Raw genomic sequence first — 20,323 nt, 5'->3', positions numbered from 1 at the left:
CATGGATAGCGAATTCTACACAGCATACTTGCTGCACCGACGTCCATTTAGCGACTCGCAAGTCATGCTCGATATGCTGGTAGAAGGCGTAGGTCAGCTGAGAATGCTGGCCCGTGTTAGTGGTCGCCAGGCCACTAAACATAAAGCACAATTACAACCTTTCCAATCTTTGCTCGTACAATATAACGGCAAGTCTGATTTAAAATACATTAATCGTTTTGAACCCCATGGCCGGCAAACTATGTTGCAGGGTACCGAGCTTTATTGCGGCTTCTATATGAACGAATTAACCAATCGTATCGTACCTATCAATGAGCCGATGGAAAGTGTTTATCATCTTTATAAACAGCATCTAGGTGAATTATCAACCACTAAAAACCTGCAAGCGGTGCTTCGCTCTTATGAGTTTCAGTTACTTGAAATGCTTGGTTATGGCGTTGATTTTAGTGTTGATGCCGAAGGTGATGAAATTATCGATGCAGCAAATTACCAGTACTTTGCTGAATACGGTTTTTTACTGCATGACGACCCCCATAGTGGTTTTTCAGGAAAGCAATTAAATGCCATAGCAGCTCATGACTTTAGCGCCCCTGATGTGTTATATATGGCAAAGCAATTAAGTCGATACTTACTCAAGCCTTTACTTGGCAAAAAGCCATTAAAAAGCCGTGAGTTATTTATTAAGTAGGCTGATGTTCAGCCTTGAATCGTTGTTTTAAACAGGTAAAAAAATGAAAGATATTCTTCTTGGTGTAAACGTTGATCACATTGCCACTTTACGCCAAGCGCGTGGCACGAGTTACCCAGATCCTGCGCATGCTGCAGCTGTTGCAGAGCATGCTGGTGCAGATGGTATCACCATTCATTTGCGTGAAGACCGTCGTCATATTCAAGACCGCGACGTATATGTGATGGCAAAAACGATTCAAACACGTATGAATCTTGAAATTGCAGTGACCGATGAAATGATCGACATCGCCCTTGAAGTGAAACCTGCTTATGTTTGTTTAGTGCCTGAAAAGCGTGAAGAGCTCACCACAGAGGGTGGTCTTGATATTGTGGGTAATTTTGAAAAAGTAAAAGCAGCAACAGAAAAGCTAACAGCAGCAGGAATTAAGGTCTCGTTATTCATAGATGCCTACAACGCACAACTTGACGCTGCAAAAGCGTGTAATGCTCCATACGTTGAAATTCACACCGGTGCTTATGCTGATGCTGAAAATGACGAAGAGCTTCACACTGAGCTTGAGCGTATTCGTAGCGGCGTACAATATGCCGATAGCCTAGGTTTAATCGTTAATGCCGGTCATGGCCTTCATTATCACAATGTAAAACCTATTGCGGCAATGCCAGAAATTTATGAGTTAAACATTGGTCATGCGATTATTGCCCGTGCAGCGATTGATGGTTTAGAAAAAGCAGTCAGCGATATGAAACGTTTAATGATTGAAGCAAGACTTTAAGCTGACGCCTTTAATAAGAGCCAGCAAATTTGAATACTGAGCGCGGTGGATGTGATATCCACCGCGTTTTTTATTTACTTAGATAAACAATAAATTGTGCAAGCAATGAAGATAGCCAAGGGGAAAGGCAGAGTAGGACCACTAAATATTGATGCTTTTTCTTAAAGCTTTTCAAAACATCATCATCTTCGGCCGACAATTCACCTTTCTTGATTGAATGAATAACCATTGAGTCAGGTTTTACTTTCATTAAGCGGGCTTTATTCTCGTATGCTTGCCACTGTTCAGTGTAATTAGTTTTTACGTATTCGTTTGCTATCACACACAGCTTTTTAGAACTGAGTATGAACCAAAAGAACGATAATGATGTAAAAAACAAAAATAAAATAAAAAACATTAATCTTCCTTGATATCCTTCATAACTTTTAACGTTGCTGCTCAAGCATTCCAGCATCGCTCAACAAATTATTTAGCTCATCAACAAGCTCAAACAATTCAGGCTCAATGTAATTTAAATCGCAATCACCTTTTAGTGCTGTCTCGAGTGTTTCGGCGAGGGATTTAAGTTTTGGCACACCAGTGTAACAACATGCGCCATGGAACTTGTGCACAATGCTAAGCACATGTTCACAATCTTCTTTTTCTAAAGCTTCATTGAGCAGACGCAAGGTTTCCGGCACGCTGAGTAATAACATATTGAGCATTTCTAGTGCTAGCTCTTCTTTACCGCCAGCACGTTGTAGTGCTAACTGCCAATCTAAGCGGGCACTTTCAAATGGAGGCTCTGAATTAATTGCCGGAACTTTGTTGCGTTCGCGGTTAATCGGTGATTGTGGACTATGATCGCTAATTATCTGCTTTAGCATATCTTCATCAATAGGTTTGGTTAAATAGCCTTTAAAACCATCCTTAAGTAGCTGTTCTTTTTCACCCGCTAGGGCGTGAGCGGTTACAGCAATGATAGGGGTATCTTCATTAAGAGATGACTCGCGAATAAGTTTACATGCGGTAATACCATCCATAATTGGCATTTGGATGTCCATGAAGATTAAGTCATATTTGTGGCTTTTACTTAAGCTGTAAGCTTGTGAACCGTTGTGTGCGGTATCTATCAGTTCTATTTGTTCATCAAGCAAGGTGCAAATAAGTTTAAGGTTGGCATCGTTATCGTCTACAACCAGTACTTTTAGCGGTAATAGTTTTTCATCGCCTTGTTCAATGTTATGTACAGGGTGATCAAGGCGATAAGGTGCAGCAAGCACTTCGCATAATTTACGGTGGTTAAGTGGTTTGCTTAAGCACGCATCTGCTCCGCTGCCAATAAAGGCTTCGCGCATATTATGCGAAACTGTATTGAGCATAAGGTAAAGATAGTCAGTGACAGGGCGAACGGCTTTTACATAACTCTTGAGCTGTTGCATATCATCAATTGCAGCTGTATGACCGATAATACAAATATCGTAACTGAAGTCTTTGTTAATCTCAGCTAAGAAACTTTCTTCATCTAAGCAGGCAGTTACTCGTGCTTGCCACTCATTGAGCAATGACAGAGTCGCTTGGTGTGTATGCTCGTGAGGTTCAAGGTAAAGAATACGTTTATTAATTAATGATTGAGTCGGTAAGTCACTGGTAATTGAGTTACTTGGCGTTCTGAATACGGCATTGAACGTAAAGCAGGTACCATTACCAGGTGCTGAGTTTAGGGTGATGCGGCCATTCATCGCTTCAACAATATGCTTAGTGATGATTAGCCCAAGACCTGTGCCACCAAATTTACGGGTGATACTAGAGTCAGCCTGGCCAAATGGGGTAAATAACGCATCTTGTTTATCCATTGGGATGCCTACACCAGTGTCGGTGACAGACACTAAAATAGAGGCGCGTTCTTCATCTAATAAGCGATAGCCAACATCAACTTTGATTGAGCCTTTTTCAGTAAACTTAATGGCATTACTTAACAGGTTGATTAAAATTTGTTTAAAGCGGGTCGGGTCGCCAGTTAAGTTGTCGGGTACTTGTGGGTGGATAAATATCGATAGTTCAAGTTGTTTTTCGTGAGCACTTGGTGCCAACAAGGTCATAACTTCATTAATATTGTCACGGAGCTGGAATTGCATTGACTCAAGCTCCATGGCTCCGGCTTCTAATTTCGAAAAGTCTAAAATATCGCTGATAATGGTAAGTAAACTATTTGCCGACAGCTCAATGGTATCAAGATAATCTTTTTGATGCTTATTCAGCGGAGTCTTATAAAGCTGGCGTGTAAAACCAATTACACCATTCAAAGGTGTGCGTAATTCGTGACTCATTTTAGCTAAAAAGTCTGATTTTACTCGGTTCGCGTCTTGCGCGTCTTTTTTAGCAATACTTAACTGAATATTTTGGGTTTCGTATTGTTCGAGTGTTTCGCGGTAATCAGAGGTTGCTTGGTCAATGTGCTTTTGCATCTCATCACGTTGCACGACCATAGTTTCTGCAATGGTATTTAAACCTGTGCGTAATAACTCAAACTCACCAAACATTTTTTGATCAAGTCCAGTGTCTACTTTACCTTCAATAAGCTTGTCGGTAGCTAGTACTAACTTATTAAGAGGCTGAATAAACATGCGAGTTAGTCTAAACGCTAATACGATAGCAAGTATGAGCGCGAGTAATATCACTACGCCACTGACCAATAATGCTCGTTGCTGGCCAATAATGGCTTGTTGTTTGTTAAGCATGATCACCACAGTACCAAGTGATGCTTGATAGCTGTGATGATTCCAAATCGTGTCTTGGCGGCTATGATTAATTATGGCAGTGGAGAATGTTAAATAGTGCTCAGAATTTTGTACTTGGATGCCATCCATGTTGTTTGCATTGCTGCTAACAATTTCTTTGAACTCACTTTGGTATTTACTAAAAATCACTAACTCATTGTTTTCATCAAAAATAGCAATTGATTGGATAGCAGGGGAGTGTTTGTTGTGCGTATGACTAACTAAGCGAGTTAATAAGGCTTTATCACGCTTTAATAGCGGTTGCTCAACAGCAATGGCGAGGGGCTCAATAATAGTCACGCCCTGTTGATACAAAATTTCATCGAGCTCAATGTAACGATTTATTGTAAAATAACCGCCCAGCAACAAGCCTATGATCACAGTCGGTATAAGTGTAAGGGTTAAGACTGAGTCACGTAAGCCAAATTTAGTCATAAAGAATGTTGTTATCATTATTATCGTTGTTTAAGAGTATATACTTACTCCCGCTTTATCAATAATTAAGGTGTTGCCCAATGGCACAGATTTTCAAAGCCAAAAAGAAATCCGTTTCGCAAAAAATGCTAACCCTGAATGTCACTGCTATGGATCACCAAGGACGGGGCGTTGCTAAGCAGGGAAATAAAGTCTGTTTTGTTAATGGTGCTTTGCCGGGTGAAGAAGTAAAGGCATTATTGATTGAAGATAAGGCACGCTTTGCCAGTGCTGATTGTAAAAAAGTGCTATCAGCCTCAGCGCATAGGGTTACTCCTTTTTGCCAGCATTATCAGGTTTGTGGTGGTTGTCAGCTACAGCACCTTGATGCAGAGCAGCAATTGGTTGAGAAGCAAGCGGCGGTGAGTCAGCTGTTTAGCAAGTTTGCCAAAGCTGATAACTTAAATTGGCAAGCACCTCTGCTTAGTGAAGAGCGCCATTATCGTCGCTCTGCGCGCATTGCCGTAATGCACGACAAAGCCGCAAAAAAAATGCGAGTAGGGTATCGGGCTCAAGGTTCTAAACAATTAGTAAGCATAGAAAACTGTGATGTGCTGAGCGGCACTTTTAAAGACGTTTTTTCAGTTTTTGATGTTCTTATCAACAGCCATTCAGGTCTGAGTAGCATTAGTCACTTACAATTATGTGAAGCTGATAACGCGGCCTTTGTGGTTATTAGGCATACCAAAGCCATTAACGCAGAGTTAAAAGCTATTGTAGTCGCAGCGTGTGATGAATATAGCTGGCGTGTTGTGTGGCAGTCACACAGTGGCGAAATTGATCACAGTGACCATCCAATGCCGTACTACCAGATACCGGCTTATGATTTACGCTTTGAGTTTGGCCTTGAAAACTTTATTCAAGTTAACCCGCAAGTAAACCAAGCTATGCTGCATCAAGCAAAACAGTGGCTTGATTTACAAGGTCATGAGCAGGTATTGGATTTGTTTTGTGGCATTGGTAACTTTTCATTATTGATTGCAAAGTATGCTAAATATGTTATTGGTGTTGAAGGGGTCGATTCTGCGGTTGCATTAGCAAAACAAAATGCGCAAACTAACTCATTGTCGAATACCGATTTTTATTGTTTTGATTTAACAAAATCACTGCAATCAGCTGCTTGGTTTAGTGCCGAACTTGACGTGCTAGTACTTGATCCATCACGTACTGGTGCAATGGCTATTTTAGAGCAGTTACCACTTACTCAGTTTAAAACGATTTTATACGTCTCTTGTGATCCTGTTACTTTAGCCCGTGACAGTGCAATTATTTTACAAGCAGGCTTTAGCATTGAAAAAATTGGGCTTATGAATATGTTCCCGCATACCGGGCATATTGAAACGATGGCGTTATTTCACAGGAGGTAAAGCGCACATGGTAGCCACTAGACAGTCACATCAGCTAACTAAGCCGAGTGATTTTGCCAGCCGTATCGAGCTGTTAGCGCTAACAGAAGACAAACATACCTTATTAGAACAGGCTCACCAACTGTGCCTGCATTGCGATGATGCAAAACGTGAAAACACAGCCATTGAAATGGTGGAGATTTTAGCTGAGCTAAATTTAGACGCAGATTCCCTTGCTACTGCTTTTTTAACGCCTTATTTTTTAGCTGAAAAAATCTCGATAGAGACAGTCACTGAAAAGCTGGGTAACCACGTTGCATTATTACTAACAGGCGTAAGCCAAATGGCGACCATCAGTACCTTAGCCCACCAAGGGAAAGGCACTGTACAAATTGATAATATCCGCCGCATGTTATTAGCCATGGTTGAAGATGTGCGGGCTGTAGTGATTAAACTGGCAGAGCAAGTGTGCCACTTGCGTGATGTTAAAGACGCCAGTGAAGAAGAGCGCGTTATTGCCGCTAAAGAAACTCGCGACATTTTTGCCCCCCTTGCTAACCGTTTAGGGATTGGCCAGCTTAAGTGGGAACTTGAAGACCTGTCGTTCCGTTATCTGCATCCAGATACCTATAAAAATATCGCTAAACAGCTAGATGATAAGCGCCTTGCCCGTGAAGCTTACATGGAGAACATGGTTGCTTTAGTTAAAGCACGCTTGGCTGAGGCGGGTATTGAAGGTGAGGTGTATGGTCGCCCTAAGCATATCTACAGCATCTACAAAAAAATGGCACAGAAGAACTATGAGTTCGACCAGCTTTTTGACATTCGCGCTATGCGCATAGTGGTAGAGCGCCTGCAAGATTGTTACGCGGCGTTAGGTATCGTTCATACTAACTGGCGCCATTTAAATAAAGAATTTGATGATTACATCGCAACACCTAAACAAAACGGTTATCAGTCAATCCATACCGTGGTATTTGGCCCTGAAGGTAAAACCGTTGAAATTCAAATTCGTACGAGCGAAATGCACCAAGATGCTGAGCTAGGTGTTGCTGCGCATTGGATGTACAAAGAAGGTGCATTGCCAGGGCGTGGTTCAGGCTACGAGCAAAAAATTAGCTGGTTACGTAAGTTACTGCAATGGCAAGAAGAAGTTGTTGATGGGAGTGATCTTGCGGAAGAGCTTAAAAACCAAGTAGTAGAAGACCGCGTTTATGTGTTTACGCCTAAGGGTGATATTTTCGATTTACCGCTGGGTGCAACACCACTTGATTTTGCTTATTACATTCACTCAAACGTAGGGCATCGCTGTATTGGTGCAAAAGTGTTCGGCAAAATCGTACCCTTTACTCATCAATTAAGTACCGGTGATCAGGTTGAAATTTTAACTCAAAAGCAGCCTAATCCAAGCCGTGATTGGTTAAACCCATCGCTTGGTTATATTAAGTCATCACGAGCTCGTTCTAAAATCCATCATTGGTTTAAGCAGCTTGATCGCGATAAAAACTTAAGTGCCGGTAAAGAAATTCTTGAAACTGAGCTGCAAAAGCTGGATTTATCGACCAAAGATCTAGCGCCAGCAATTGAGCGTTTTAACCTTAAAGGCCTTGACGACCTTATGGTTGCGGTAGGTGCTGGGGATGTTCGCTTAAACCAGTTATTAAACTTTATTAGTGACCGTGAGCATGACGAACCACAAATTAAGTTTAAAAAACCAAAAAGTGTCACTGGCGATAAGAACGGTATTGTTGTTGATGGGGTAGGTAGCTTAATGAGCCATGTTGCTAAATGCTGCCGGCCCGTGCCGGGTGATGAAATCATCGGCTACATTACGCAAGGCCGAGGGATTGCAGTTCACCGAGAGGATTGTGATTCGTTTGAGAAACTTCGCCAGAAGCATCCTGAGCGGGTGATATCAGTAAGTTGGTCAGACGACATTAATGGCTCTTACTCATTAACGATTAAAGTTGAAGCCACTGACCGCTCAGGTCTTATTCGAGATATCAGCTCAGTGCTTGCAAACGAAAAAGTGAATGTGCTGAACATGAACGTCAACACAATTGAAGATAAGCAACTTGCGCTGTTTTCAATGCAGGTTGAAGTACATGACTTATCAAGCACCAACCGCTTATTGTCTAAGCTACACCAAATCGAAGGTGTGCATGATGCAAAGCGTGGTCATTCGTAATGAGTGATAAACAGGCAATTGAGCAATCGCTTGCAATTATGGCCAAACTTCGGGACCCAGAATCTGGGTGCCCGTGGGATTTAAAACAAGACTTTAAATCGATTGTGCCGCATACCCTTGAAGAAGCTTATGAAGTAGCAGACTGCATTGAAAAAGGTGAATTCACTGAGCTTAAAAGTGAGCTTGGCGATTTACTTTTTCAAGTCATCTTTTATGCTCAACTTGCTAAAGAGCAGGGCTTATTTGATTTTGCCGATGTGGCTAATACGCTTAATGATAAATTAGTTCGTCGTCATCCCCATATCTTTGCAAAGCAAAGTGAGCTGTCGGACGCTGAGCTTTCAGCGCAGTGGCAAGCTATTAAAGCACGAGAGCGAGCAGAAAAAACCGCCTCTCCACAAATGAGTTTATGGCAAGATATTCCTGATGCGATGCCGGGCTTATCAAAAGCGAAGAAGATTCAACAGCGTGTAGCAAGCCTAGGGTTTGATTGGCCAAGTTATCATGGGGCACTCGATAAAGTTGCTGAAGAAGTAGACGAAGTTAAAGAAGCACTGGCTCATGATCCTAACTCTGATCATAGTGCAGAGGAGTTGGGTGATTTACTTTTTGCAACGGTAAATGTAGCCCGTCATATTAAACGTGACCCTGAGCAATTATTACGAAGTGCCAATGCTAAGTTCGCGTCACGCTTTGAAAAAGTGGCTGCTTACTTAGGTGAACGTGGTCAAAGTTTAGAGACGGCTAGCCTCGAAGAAATGGACAACGCATGGGAAGCCATTAAAAAGCAGGCAAACTAAGTAAGTTATGATACGGCTTGGGTACAGCGTAACCAAGCTCGTTTTTTGTTCACTTATTTGCTAATTTTATCTGGATTGATAGCAGTCCCTTTGCTACAATATCGCCCCGTCTTGATTCTATATTATTCCTTTTAATTCCTGATATTCTAGGGTTCGCATGAGTACAAAATTTATCTTCGTAACTGGCGGGGTTGTTTCTTCGTTGGGTAAGGGTATTGCAGCAGCGTCATTAGCCGCTATTTTAGAAGCACGTGGTCTTAACGTGACTATTTTAAAGCTGGATCCTTACATTAACGTTGACCCAGGCACTATGAGCCCAATTCAGCACGGTGAAGTATTTGTAACTGAAGACGGTGCAGAGACTGACCTTGACTTAGGTCACTATGAGCGTTTCATCCGTACCAAGATGACTAGCCGCAACAACTTCACACAAGGTCGTGTTTATGAAGATGTATTACGACGTGAGCGTCGTGGTGAGTACCTTGGTGCAACAATTCAGGTTATTCCACACATCACAAACGACATTAAGCAACGTGTATACGACGGTGCTGAAGGTCGCGATGTAGCAATCGTTGAAATTGGCGGTACAGTTGGTGACATCGAGTCACAACCATTCTTAGAAGCAATTCGTCAGCTTGGCACTGAAATTGGCCGTGAGCGCGCATTGTTTATCCACCTAACGCTAGTGCCATTCTTAGGCCCTGCAGGTGAAGTTAAAACTAAGCCAACACAACATTCAGTAAAAGAATTACGTTCGATTGGTATCCAACCTGATATCTTGATCTGTCGTTCTGATCGTAAATTACCAAATAACGAGCGCGCGAAGATTGCACTTTTCACTAACGTTGAAGAGAAAGCCGTTATTTCATTACCAGACGTAGAAAGCATCTATAAGATCCCTGCGTTACTTAAGTCACAAGAATTAGATAACTTCGTATGTCGTCGTTTCTACCTTGAGTGCCCAGAAGCAGATTTATCTGAATGGGAACAAGTGTTATATCAAGAGTCTAACCCGACAGGTGAAGTGACAATTGGTATGGTTGGTAAGTACATAGAACTACCAGATGCATATAAATCAGTAAACGAAGCATTAAAGCATGCGGGTCTGAAAAACCGTTTAACTGTGAACATCGAATATGTTGATTCACAAGACTTAGAAAGCAAAGGTACTGAGTTACTGTCTCACCTTGATGCTATCTTAGTACCAGGTGGCTTCGGCGGCCGTGGTGTTGAAGGTAAGATCTTAGCGGCTAAATATGCACGTGAAAACAAAGTTCCTTACTTAGGCATTTGTTTAGGTATGCAAGTAGCGCTTATTGAATATGCGCGTAACGTTGCAGGCCTTGAAGATGCAAACTCAACTGAGTTTAACGCAAACTCTGCGCACCCAGTTGTTGGTTTAATCACAGAGTGGCAAGATGCTGACGGTAACGTTGAAATCCGTGATGAGCAATCTGACCTTGGTGGCACTATGCGTTTAGGTGCACAGAAGTGTCACTTAACACCAGGTTCAAAAGTAAGCGAAGTATACGGAAGTGACGAAATAGTTGAACGTCACCGTCACCGTTATGAAGTGAATAACCACTTTGTAGAGCAGCTTGAAAAAGCTGGCTTAAGTTTCACTGGTTTATCTGAAGATAAGAAACTAGTCGAAATCATCGAGAATAAAGATCACCCTTGGTTTATTGCCGCGCAATTCCATCCGGAATTTACGTCAACGCCACGTGATGGTCACCCGCTGTTTGAAGGGTTTGTTGCAGCTGCACACACTCACCAAAAAGCGTCATCGTAATTTAAATAGGCCGTGCTATATGCACGGCTTATTTGTTTTAAAAAGCCAGCAACAATAAAGCTGGCACTAACTCACCATTTTCGGGAAAAGAGGAATCAAGATGTCAGAAATCGTAAAAGTGATTGGTCGCGAAATCATGGACTCGCGTGGTAACCCAACTGTTGAAGCTGATGTACATTTAGCTGATGGTTCATGGGGCCGTGCTGCAGCACCTTCTGGTGCATCAACAGGTACTCGCGAAGCGCTTGAATTACGTGATGGTGATAAAGCACGTTACCTAGGTAAAGGTGTTTTAAAAGCAGTAGGCTATATCAATAACGAAATCGCTGAAGCGCTTAAAGGTCAAAACGCAGTGGATCAAAAAGCGGTTGACCAAGTAATGCTTGACTTAGATGGTACTGAAAACAAAGAAAAACTAGGTGCAAATGCTATCTTAGCTGTGTCTTTAGCAACAGCTAAAGCGGCTGCTAACTCTAAAGGCGTTGAGCTTTATGAGCACATTGCAGACTTAAACGGCACACCAGGTGTTTACTCAATGCCATTACCTATGATGAACATCATCAACGGTGGTGAGCACGCTGATAACTCTGTTGATATTCAAGAGTTCATGATCCAGCCAGTTGGCGCTACAAACTTCCGTGAAGCGTTACGCATGGGCGCTGAAGTTTTCCACAGCCTAGCAAAAGTACTTAAAGCTGAAGGTCACTCTACATCAGTAGGTGATGAAGGTGGTTTTGCTCCTAACCTTGAATCAAACGAAGCGGCACTTGCTGCAATCAAGGTCGCTGTTGCAAATGCAGGTTATGAGCTTGGTAAAGATATCACTCTAGCTCTAGACTGTGCGGCATCTGAGTTCTACGACAAAGAAGCAAATATCTACGACCTTAAAGGCGAAGGTAAAAAATTCACTTCTGAAGAATTCAACCACTTCCTTAAAGGCCTTACAGAGCAATACCCAATTGTTTCGATTGAAGACGGCTTAGATGAGTCTGATTGGGATGGTTTCGCACACCAAACACAACTAATTGGCGACAAAGTACAATTAGTAGGTGATGATCTTTTCGTAACTAACACAAAGATCTTAAAGCGTGGTATTGATAACGGTATTGCTAACTCAATCCTAATCAAGTTCAACCAAATCGGTTCATTAACTGAAACGCTTGCTGCTATCAAAATGGCTAAAGACGCTGGCTTCACAGCTGTTATCTCACACCGTTCAGGTGAAACTGAAGATGCAACAATTGCTGATTTAGCAGTAGGTACTGCAGCGGGTCAAATCAAAACGGGTTCATTAAGCCGTTCTGACCGTATTGCTAAGTACAACCAATTACTTCGCATTGAAGAAGTATTAGGTGAGAAAGCACCTTACAATGGTCTTAAAGAGGTTAAAGGTCAGTAATCTGGCTTTTAGCTCATCAAGACCTTAAAAACCTCCTTCGGGAGGTTTTTTTATAGCTGAAATTGTTGTTTTAGGATCTCGCCGGTAAAGCTGGTTTTTAGATAAAAGCCGCGAGGTAAGGTTTGTACTATCTGGCCATTCGGGCCAATTGCATCAGTCAGCGCTTTGCTATTGGCAGCTTTTGGCCTTATTTGCATTACATCGCCTAAATGACCCGAAATTTCATCTACGCGACCAAGGGCGATTAGCTCCATTTGTTCTTCCCAATCACGTTGTAAAAGGGCATCTTGCTCTGCACTTGGCTGCCATAAAAAGCCACTGCCTATGGTACGGTGAAAAGGCAGTATCTCACGTTCGCCTAAAATCGGTAGCCATAAAACATGATTCAACTTTTTACGAACCGTGCTTTGCTGCCAAGTCATTCCTGTCACATTTAATAGCGGCGTTACCGAAACAAAGGTTGTTTCGAGAGGTTTGCCTTTAAATGAAATAGGTAAGGTTTTTAGCTCAATACCTAACTCTTCAAAATCAGGTGTTGGTTTTGAACCTGCCGTTGCGCCAAGTACATATTCAATAAGTTGCCCGGTCCAGCCTTTTTCACGTAGTAAATCGTCAGGGGTTTTAAATTGATATTGCTCAGCTAATTGCCCTAAGGTGAGGCCGGCTATAGCATCAACACGTTGCATTAATTCGTTTACTGAGGCTGGTTTTATAGGTCGCATAAGGCGTTTATTTGATTGTCTATTTATCCGGTTCATGATAGCAAATGCGCGCCTTAGTGGATATCTTTGTGTTTGGGTGTTTTTTGCGCACGTTAAGTGTGGGCTAAAAATAATCAGTTTTATTTTGAGGTGTCATAATCTAACTAATTGATATTTATCTATTTTTCTGTTTTTGTACAGTGTTTCTATTTCATTAATTAATCAGTTGTTTGTATAAATACAGATATATAAACATGTTTATCCACAGTTTCTGTGGAGAAAGTGGATATTTAAACTGTGGATTGTGGATTTGTTTGCAATTTAGGCATGATTTACAAAAGTTATGCACAAGCTGTGGGTAAGGTGATGAAAATACGGTTGTAAATGGTTATTTTAATCAAACGGCACATTTTTATGATAATTACTTCGTAACACCTTGATTAAACATGTTTGTTAAAAAATAATTTTTCAATCTAATTTAGGCTTAGGTGTAAAGTGTTTGCTGTATCGCAGGTTATGTGGAACAATCAATAAAAATCGACTTACAAATGAGGCACTAAGGTGATTGATGCCGAAGGTTTTCGTGCCAATGTCGGAATTGTAATTTGCAATAATCAGGGACAAGTATTTTGGGCTCGTCGCTATGGTCAACACTCTTGGCAATTTCCCCAAGGTGGTGTGGATGACGGCGAAACTGCTGAGCAAACCATGTACAGAGAATTACACGAAGAAGTGGGCTTGCTTCCTGAAGATGTTGAGATCGTCGCAAGTTCTAAACATTGGTTACGCTATAAATTACCCAAGCGTTTAATTCGCAGAGACTCAAGTCCTGTGTGCATTGGGCAAAAACAAAAATGGTTTTTACTGAAACTTCGTTGTAAAGATGAAGATGTAAATTTACTTAAAACTCATCACCCCGAGTTTGATGATTGGCGATGGGTGAGTTATTGGTATCCGGTTAGGCAAGTTGTTTCGTTTAAGCGCGATGTATATCGTCGAGTAATGAAAGAGTTTGCTCCGTTTGCAATGCCGTTTAATAAACGAGAGCAACACAAAGATCATTGGCGACATAAACGATAAGGGCAACCTTATTTAAATCAAAGGAGCAGCATCATGTTAGCCACGCTCAGATCAATTGCTGAGGCAGTGTCGCAACAGGCGGACTTAAACAGTGCGCTGGGGTGTTTTGTGCAAATGGTAAAAGATGCCATGCAAACACAGTGCTGCTCGATTTATTTTGCCGACTATAGCCAAGATAACTTTGTATTGATGGCCACCCAAGGCCTCAACCCAGATGCCGTGGGTAAGTTCCGTATAGGTTTTACCGAAGGTCTCGTTGGCCTTGTTGCTCAGCGTGAAGAGCCCATTAATATAGCTTTTGCTAAATCTCACCCTCGTTTTAAACTCTCACCTGAAGTTAATGAAGAAGGCTACAACGCGTTTTTATCAGTGCCAGTCGTGCATCAGAAAAAGGTTTTAGGCGTTATTGTTGTTCAACAAAAACTAGCCCGTGTTTTTAGCCCTGACGAAGAGTCATTCTTAATTACGCTCTCGGCCCAGCTAGCTTCTCAGTTAGCGCATGCAGAAATAAAAGAAATATTACGCGTCGATGAGTTTTCACACCAAACCTCAGTATTAAAAGGGGTATCAAGTGCGCCGGGTATTGCCATAGGCGAAGCCTTTGTAGTGATCCCTAAACTTGACTTTAGCTCTATAGAACTGCAAAAAGACGACGATGTGAGCACCCAGCGCAAGCTATTTACACAAGCGGTTGCTGCAACGCGTAACGAGTTTAATACCTTATCTATGACACTGAGTGACTCCATTCCACAAGAGGCACTTGCTGTATTTGATGTTTATCAGCAGTTACTCGATGCCAAAAGCCTTGGTCAAAATGTTGAAGCGCAATTAAAACAAGGATGGAACGCCAAAAGTGCTCTGAAAATTGTTATTGAGAAATTGGTGACTCAATTCAATGCCATGCAAGACCCTTATATTAAAGAGCGTGCTGTTGATGTTAAAGATATTGGTTTACGGGTCTTGCATCATTTAGTTAATACTGAGCATGCGGCAAAACCTTACCCTAAAGACACTATTTTAATTGCTGGTACATTAACTCCTGCGATGCTTGCTGAAGTACCTAAAGGACACCTTGCTGGGGTTGTAAGTGTTAATGGTGCAGCAAATAGCCATGCTTCAATTTTAACTCGTGCTATGGGGATCCCAGCAATTTGGGGCATTGAAGATGTGCCGTTATTGCAGTTTGAAAGCAAGCAAATGATATTAGACGCCTATGCAGGGCGTTTATATATTTCTCCTTCACAAATGCTGCAAGAGGAATACAGCCAGCTTAAATATCAAGAAGCCTTATTGAACGACCGTTTTGTTGCAGAGCAAAACCTAGATGCCGTCACTAAAGATGGCGAACACATTAGCTTGTTACTAAACGCGGGTCTTGAATTAAATACCGAGCATGACAATAAGCCATTTTGCGATGGGGTAGGTCTTTATCGCACCGAAGCCTGGTTTATGCAAAAAGGCCAATTTCCTTCACAGTCAGAACAAGAAAACTGGTATCGCGAAGTGCTAACGAGTTACCACCCTAATCCTGTGGTGATGCGTACACTCGATATTGGTGGTGATAAAGTTTTAGATTACTTCAATATAACCGAAGAAAACCCATTTTTAGGTTGGCGTGGTATTCGTGTGACCTTAGATCACCCCGAGCTATTTTTAGATCAACTCAAGGCGATGTTAAAAGCCAACATTGGTTTGGGGAATTTAAAAATTATGCTGCCGATGATCAGTGGCTCAGAAGAAGTCGATGAATCTTTAAAGCTGCTCGAACAAGCCTATTTTGAGTTAAGTGAGCAATACCCCGAACAAGCCATTGAGCGCCCTGAAATCGGGGTGATGTTAGAAGTACCTTCGAGTGTATTTATGCTTGAAGAGTGGTCGCAAAAAGTCGATTTTTGCTCTGTAGGTAGCAACGATTTAACCCAGTATATGCTGGCAGTTGACCGCTCTAATGCCCGCGTTGCTGAGCTATTTAATCCTTATCACCCAAGTGTTCTTAGAGTGTTGTTAAAAATAGCACAGGAGTGTCAGCAACATGAGCTGCCATTTAGCTTGTGTGGTGAGTTAGGCGGCGATCCAGAAGGCGCATTACTGCTTATTGCAATGGGTTATCGAAGCTTGAGTATGAACTTTGCTTCGATTAGTAAAATTAAGTTTGTGCTTAGGCGATTAAATGTCAGTGATATGGAAAAGTTACTTGCAGAATGCTTATTACAACCCACTGCAAAACATGTACTTAGGTTAACGCGTAACTTTATGATTGAACATCAACTCGGTGAGCTATTTTACACCCCAAGCCAAGGTCAAGCATGAGGGAAAATTGTGCTGTGAAGCTCCTATACCCAAGCCACCTCAAGATGTAGAATTCAGCGTTTCACAGGTGCTCAATATCAAGGCGTTACTTTGCAACAATGGCAGTCCCTTTTAAGAAGTAACAACGATGAGAGTAAGTGCCTGTGAAGCGCCCAAGGGGTTGGTTTAAAAGCGATTTATACTGCGTTATTGATTTTAACAATAGAACCACTATTACTTGCAATCAATGCCTTGCCTAAATCGCTTTTAATTCCAACTGAAACTCGCATCTTGAGGTGGTTTGGGTATATATATTAGTTTAGTATATGTATATAACAAATTGAATATATGAGTGTGCTATGCATGACGTAATACTTTTAATGGTGTACTGCGCAATTTTGGGCAGCGTGGTTGGATTTTTAGCAGGATTATTAGGTATTGGTGGCGGTCTGATTATCGTGCCGGTACTTAGTGCGCTATTAGTGTCGTTCAATGTTGCCGACCCAAGCCATGTATTAGTTATCGCGATAGCAACCTCGTTAGCATCCATTATTTTTACCTCGACGTCTTCAGCCTTTGCTCATCATCGTAATGCTAACGTGCCATGGGAAATTGCTCCTTGGGTTATGACTGGCGTTGGCCTAGGCGCATTGATCAGTGGCTTTGCAGCAAGCTTTATTCCTGAGCAACTGCTGCGCTTTGTTTTTGCCGGTAGCGTGGTGTTTATCGCACTTAGAATGGTGTTATCGACACGTAAAAAAGCCGCCAGTGAAAAGCCGCTTCCATCAGGGCCTATTCTTGGCTTTTTATGTGCCATAATGGGGGCACTTTCAGGACTAATAGGTATTGGTGGTGGGGCGCTTATTGTGCCGCTACTGCATTATTTTTCCGTTGATATTAAAAAGGCCATTGGTTGTGCTGCTGCTTGTGGTATTGTCATTGCGCTGTTTGGCTCGGCGGGTTACGTATCTGCCGGCTGGCAATTAACATCTTTCAGTGATGGATTTGCCGGATTTGTGTATTTACCTGCGTTAGTCGGGATTGTGGTTACCTCGTCGCTCATTGCGCCTATAGGTGCCAAAGCCACGCATTACTTGCCTGTGGCAACAATAAAAAAAGTATTCGCGCTATTACTTGTCATAATTGCGCTTAAAATGGTGTTTAGTTAAAGGTTTTAATTTTTATGGCTCTTCAATTTCCAGATATCGATCCGGTTATTTTTTCGGTAGGCCCGCTCAGCGTACGTTGGTACGGTTTAATGTATTTAATTGGTTTTGCTTTGGCGATGTGGCTTGCTAATCGCCAAGCAGCAAAACCAAACTCAGGTTGGACAAAAGAACAAGTCAGTGACTTATTATTTTACGGCATGCTCGGGGTTATACTCGGTGGCCGTATTGGTTATGTATTGTTTTATCAGTTCAGCTACTTTATCGAAAACCCACTGTATTTATTCAGAATTGACCAAGGTGGTATGTCGTTCCATGGTGGCACCCTGGGTGTCATTACAGCCATTGCAATCTTTGCTTGGACCCGTAAAAAATCATTGTTTGAGGTAGGTGACTTTGTGGTGCCACTCGTACCGCTTGGTTTATTAGCCGGACGTATTGGTAACTTTATTAATGGCGAACTATGGGGCCGAGTGACAGATGTACCTTGGGCATTTGTTTTTCCTACAGGTGGCCCAGAGCCTCGTCACCCATCCCAATTATACGAAGCCTTTTTAGAAGGCCTAGTACTGTTCTTAATCTTACAGTGGTTTATCAAAAAGCCTCGTCCAGCGGGAAGTGTTGCTGGGGTGTTCTTACTTGGCTATGGTGCGTTTAGATTTATTGTTGAATACTTCCGTGAACCAGATGCTCATTTAGGTTTATTTGCAGGCGTTATCTCTATGGGTCAAATACTGTCATTGCCGATGGTAATTGGTGGCCTTGGTTTGTTAATATGGGCTTATAAAAAGCCGCAGCAAAGCGTGGCAAGCAAAGCATAACAAGAGCAATTCAATGAAACAGTATTTAGATTTATGTCAGCGTATTGTTGACGAAGGTGTGTGGGTTGAGAACAAACGCACAGGAACCAAATGTTTAACCGTAATTAATGCCGATCTTGAATATGATGTGGCAAATAACAAGTTTCCGCTCATCACCACGCGAAAGAGCTTTTACAAAGCGGCGATAGCGGAGTTACTGGGTTATTTACGTGGTTACGACAGCGCTGCACAGTTTCGTGATATCGGCTGTATGACTTGGAATGCCAACGCGAACGAGAACAAAGCGTGGCTTGAAAATCCGCATCGTCGTGGTGAGGATGATATGGGCCGTGTGTATGGTGTTCAAGGGCGCAGTTGGCAACGCCCTGATGGTAGCCACCTTGATCAGCTTAAAAAAGTTATCGATAACTTATCGAAAGGAATTGATGATCGCGGTGAAATCGTCACTTTTTGGAAGAAAATCCCCCCTAAATCCCTACTACAAAGAAAGCTTTTAAAATTTAGTCATTTAATATCAAAGACTAAGGTAATTTTAAAAACTAGTAGATACTACCAGTCATCACTACAAGTAAGCGTAGGAGTATAAACAATGAAACAATATCACGACTTAATGAAGCGAATACTTGAAGAAGGGGCTGAAAAAGGAGATAGAACCGGAACAGGTACTCTTTCTGTTTTCGGTCATCAAATGAGGTTTAAGCTTTCAGATGGTTTTCCGCTAGTAACGACTAAAAAATGTCATTTGCGCTCTATAATTCACGAGCTTCTTTGGTTCTTGAATGGTGACACCAATATTACCTATCTTAAAGAAAATGGAGTTAGTATTTGGGATGAATGGGCAAATGAGAATGGTGATCTTGGACCTGTTTATGGCTTTCAATGGCGCTCTTGGCCAAACCCTGATGGAAGTCATACAGATCAAATATCAAATGTCGTTGACTCGATTAAGAATAATCCAAATAGCAGAAGACATTTGGTAGTGGCTTACAACCCTTCTTACGTTGACCAGATGGCACTTCCACCATGTCATTCTATGTTCCAGTTTTATGTTGCTGACGGAAAGCTATCTTGTCAGTTATATCAAAGAAGTTGTGATGTATTTTTGGGACTCCCGTTTAATATCGCATCTTATGCCCTTTTAACACATATGATCGCGCAACAATGTGACTTAGAAGTAGGGGACTTTGTTTGGACAGGTGGTGATACGCACCTTTACCTTAATCACCTTGAGCAAACCAAACTTCAATTATCAAGGGAGCCTTTTCCATTACCTAAATTGAATATTAAGACTAAACCAAAAAGTTTATTTGATTATAAATTTGAAGACTTTGAAATTGAAGGCTATCAAGCTCATCCTCACATTAAAGCGCCTGTGGCCGTATAAATCTATAAGTCATGAAGCCTTACAGAATGTTTTCGTGAGGCTTTATGAGCTTTTATATACTCGCTAATCTTAAAATTCACCGCTATAACTACTAGACGTTACATTCTACTCTTGAGGTACCAAGATGGCACGTCGAAGCAGAAAACACATGCTTGCAAATCAGCGACCAACTCCTAAAAAACTAAGCGAACGTTTAACTGTTCGAGTACCTAAAAAGATTAAAAAACTATCGAAAAAGCATGCTAAAAAAAGTAAGTTAAGTATGAACAAGTGGGTCTCCGAAGCTTTAGCTGAGCTGCAATATGAAATAGAAACTTCACGTCTAAAGTTACCGCCACTTCTAAATGATAATAACGACGTTATGACTAGAGAGGAGCATATTGCAGCTGTAGATGAAGGAGTTACCATACTTTTTGAAAGTACATATTTATTTAGACAACAGAACGATAGCCTACCAATAAAGTTATCTGAAAAGGGCTATGATGCATTAAAGCGTTTGATCACATGTATAATGGTTCGTCGTCCAGAAAACGATAAGATTTTCGTGAATATCAAAACCAAAATTCTTCACGTAGCATTATGGAATAAGCTTATTGCAGGGAAATCTATTGAAGAGTTTCAAAGAACAAATTATTAATTTGCGGTATTTTACTAGCTCTCT

The 20,323-nt window shown here is 41.7% G+C and carries 17 protein-coding genes; 14 read left to right on the top strand and 3 right to left on the bottom strand.

Annotation, left to right across the window (positions count from 1 at the left end; genetic code table 11):
• Nucleotide 1 precedes the first annotated feature (1 nt).
• Together recO and pdxJ are read left to right on the top strand one after the other, a co-directional pair.
• Entirely contained in the window at nt 2-688 is a 687-nt protein-coding gene (recO, locus tag NO991_RS16570) for a DNA repair protein RecO (RefSeq protein WP_138600276.1), read from the top strand.
• A 43-nt stretch (nt 689-731) separates the two neighbouring features.
• A complete protein-coding gene (gene pdxJ, locus NO991_RS16565) occupies nt 732-1,463 on the top strand; it encodes a pyridoxine 5'-phosphate synthase (protein WP_300357099.1) in 732 nt (243 codons plus the stop codon).
• 70 nt (nt 1,464-1,533) lie between these two features.
• Here the strand turns inward: pdxJ and NO991_RS16560 are convergent, their stop codons facing one another.
• Together NO991_RS16560 and barA are read right to left on the bottom strand one after the other, a co-directional pair.
• Nucleotides 1,534-1,860, bottom strand: coding sequence for a hypothetical protein (locus NO991_RS16560; protein ID WP_166341790.1), 327 nt, complete (start codon nt 1,858-1,860; stop codon nt 1,534-1,536).
• 28 nt (nt 1,861-1,888) lie between these two features.
• A complete protein-coding gene (gene barA, locus NO991_RS16555) occupies nt 1,889-4,657 on the bottom strand; it encodes a two-component sensor histidine kinase BarA (protein ID WP_371352227.1) in 2,769 nt (922 codons plus the stop codon).
• Nucleotides 4,658-4,737: 80 nt separating this feature from the next.
• Between barA and rlmD the strand changes: the two genes are divergently transcribed.
• The 5 genes from rlmD (at nt 4,738) to eno (ending at nt 12,221) form a co-directional block, all read left to right on the top strand.
• Entirely contained in the window at nt 4,738-6,063 is a 1,326-nt protein-coding gene (gene rlmD, locus NO991_RS16550) for a 23S rRNA (uracil(1939)-C(5))-methyltransferase RlmD (RefSeq protein WP_235377486.1), read from the top strand.
• Nucleotides 6,064-6,070: 7 nt separating this feature from the next.
• The gene (gene relA, locus NO991_RS16545; protein WP_054554344.1) at nt 6,071-8,230 is read left to right on the top strand and encodes a GTP diphosphokinase; all 2,160 of its coding nucleotides are present in this window, start codon (nt 6,071-6,073) and stop codon (nt 8,228-8,230) included.
• Entirely contained in the window at nt 8,230-9,030 is an 801-nt protein-coding gene (gene mazG / locus NO991_RS16540) for a nucleoside triphosphate pyrophosphohydrolase (protein WP_371352214.1), read from the top strand. The genes relA and mazG overlap by 1 nt, the downstream gene beginning before the upstream one ends.
• 157 nt (nt 9,031-9,187) lie before the next feature.
• A complete protein-coding gene (locus NO991_RS16535) occupies nt 9,188-10,822 on the top strand; it encodes a CTP synthase (RefSeq protein WP_054554346.1) in 1,635 nt (544 codons plus the stop codon).
• Between the two features lie 100 nt (nt 10,823-10,922).
• Entirely contained in the window at nt 10,923-12,221 is a 1,299-nt protein-coding gene (gene eno / locus NO991_RS16530; protein ID WP_062566760.1) for a phosphopyruvate hydratase, read from the top strand.
• 50 nt (nt 12,222-12,271) lie between these two features.
• Here eno and mutH read toward each other — a convergent pair whose 3' ends face one another.
• Entirely contained in the window at nt 12,272-12,943 is a 672-nt protein-coding gene (gene mutH / locus NO991_RS16525) for a DNA mismatch repair endonuclease MutH (RefSeq protein WP_063707194.1), read from the bottom strand.
• Between the two features lie 540 nt (nt 12,944-13,483).
• On the opposite strand from mutH, the gene rppH reads away from it, so the two are divergent.
• The 7 genes from rppH to NO991_RS16490 all read left to right on the top strand — a co-directional run bounded on the left by rppH (nt 13,484) and on the right by NO991_RS16490 (nt 20,299).
• Nucleotides 13,484-14,002, top strand: coding sequence for an RNA pyrophosphohydrolase (rppH, locus tag NO991_RS16520; protein WP_054554350.1), 519 nt, complete (start codon nt 13,484-13,486; stop codon nt 14,000-14,002).
• Between the two features lie 33 nt (nt 14,003-14,035).
• A complete protein-coding gene (gene ptsP / locus NO991_RS16515; RefSeq protein WP_138600284.1) occupies nt 14,036-16,312 on the top strand; it encodes a phosphoenolpyruvate--protein phosphotransferase in 2,277 nt (758 codons plus the stop codon).
• A gap of 338 nt (nt 16,313-16,650) precedes the next feature.
• Entirely contained in the window at nt 16,651-17,460 is an 810-nt protein-coding gene (locus tag NO991_RS16510) for a sulfite exporter TauE/SafE family protein (RefSeq protein ID WP_300357117.1), read from the top strand.
• A 14-nt stretch (nt 17,461-17,474) separates the two neighbouring features.
• Complete coding sequence (lgt, locus tag NO991_RS16505; protein ID WP_138618689.1) at nt 17,475-18,278, top strand: prolipoprotein diacylglyceryl transferase; 804 nt, start codon at nt 17,475-17,477, stop codon at nt 18,276-18,278.
• A gap of 13 nt (nt 18,279-18,291) precedes the next feature.
• The gene (locus tag NO991_RS16500; protein WP_289097925.1) at nt 18,292-18,864 is read left to right on the top strand and encodes a thymidylate synthase; all 573 of its coding nucleotides are present in this window, start codon (nt 18,292-18,294) and stop codon (nt 18,862-18,864) included.
• Between the two features lie 3 nt (nt 18,865-18,867).
• Nucleotides 18,868-19,662 carry a thymidylate synthase gene (thyA, locus tag NO991_RS16495; protein WP_371352213.1) on the top strand — a complete coding sequence of 265 codons (795 nt, stop codon included), beginning with the start codon at nt 18,868-18,870 and terminating at the stop codon, nt 19,660-19,662.
• A gap of 124 nt (nt 19,663-19,786) precedes the next feature.
• A complete protein-coding gene (locus tag NO991_RS16490) occupies nt 19,787-20,299 on the top strand; it encodes a toxin-antitoxin system HicB family antitoxin (RefSeq protein ID WP_289097929.1) in 513 nt (170 codons plus the stop codon).
• Nucleotides 20,300-20,323 lie beyond the last annotated feature (24 nt).

It is taken from the genome of Pseudoalteromonas sp. DY56-GL22 (assembly GCF_041414715.1).
Taxonomy (GTDB): Bacteria; Pseudomonadota; Gammaproteobacteria; order Enterobacterales; family Alteromonadaceae; genus Pseudoalteromonas; species Pseudoalteromonas simplex.
The sequence above is the reverse complement of the archived record's forward strand: the minus strand, read 5'-3'. Positions and strand labels throughout refer to the sequence as shown.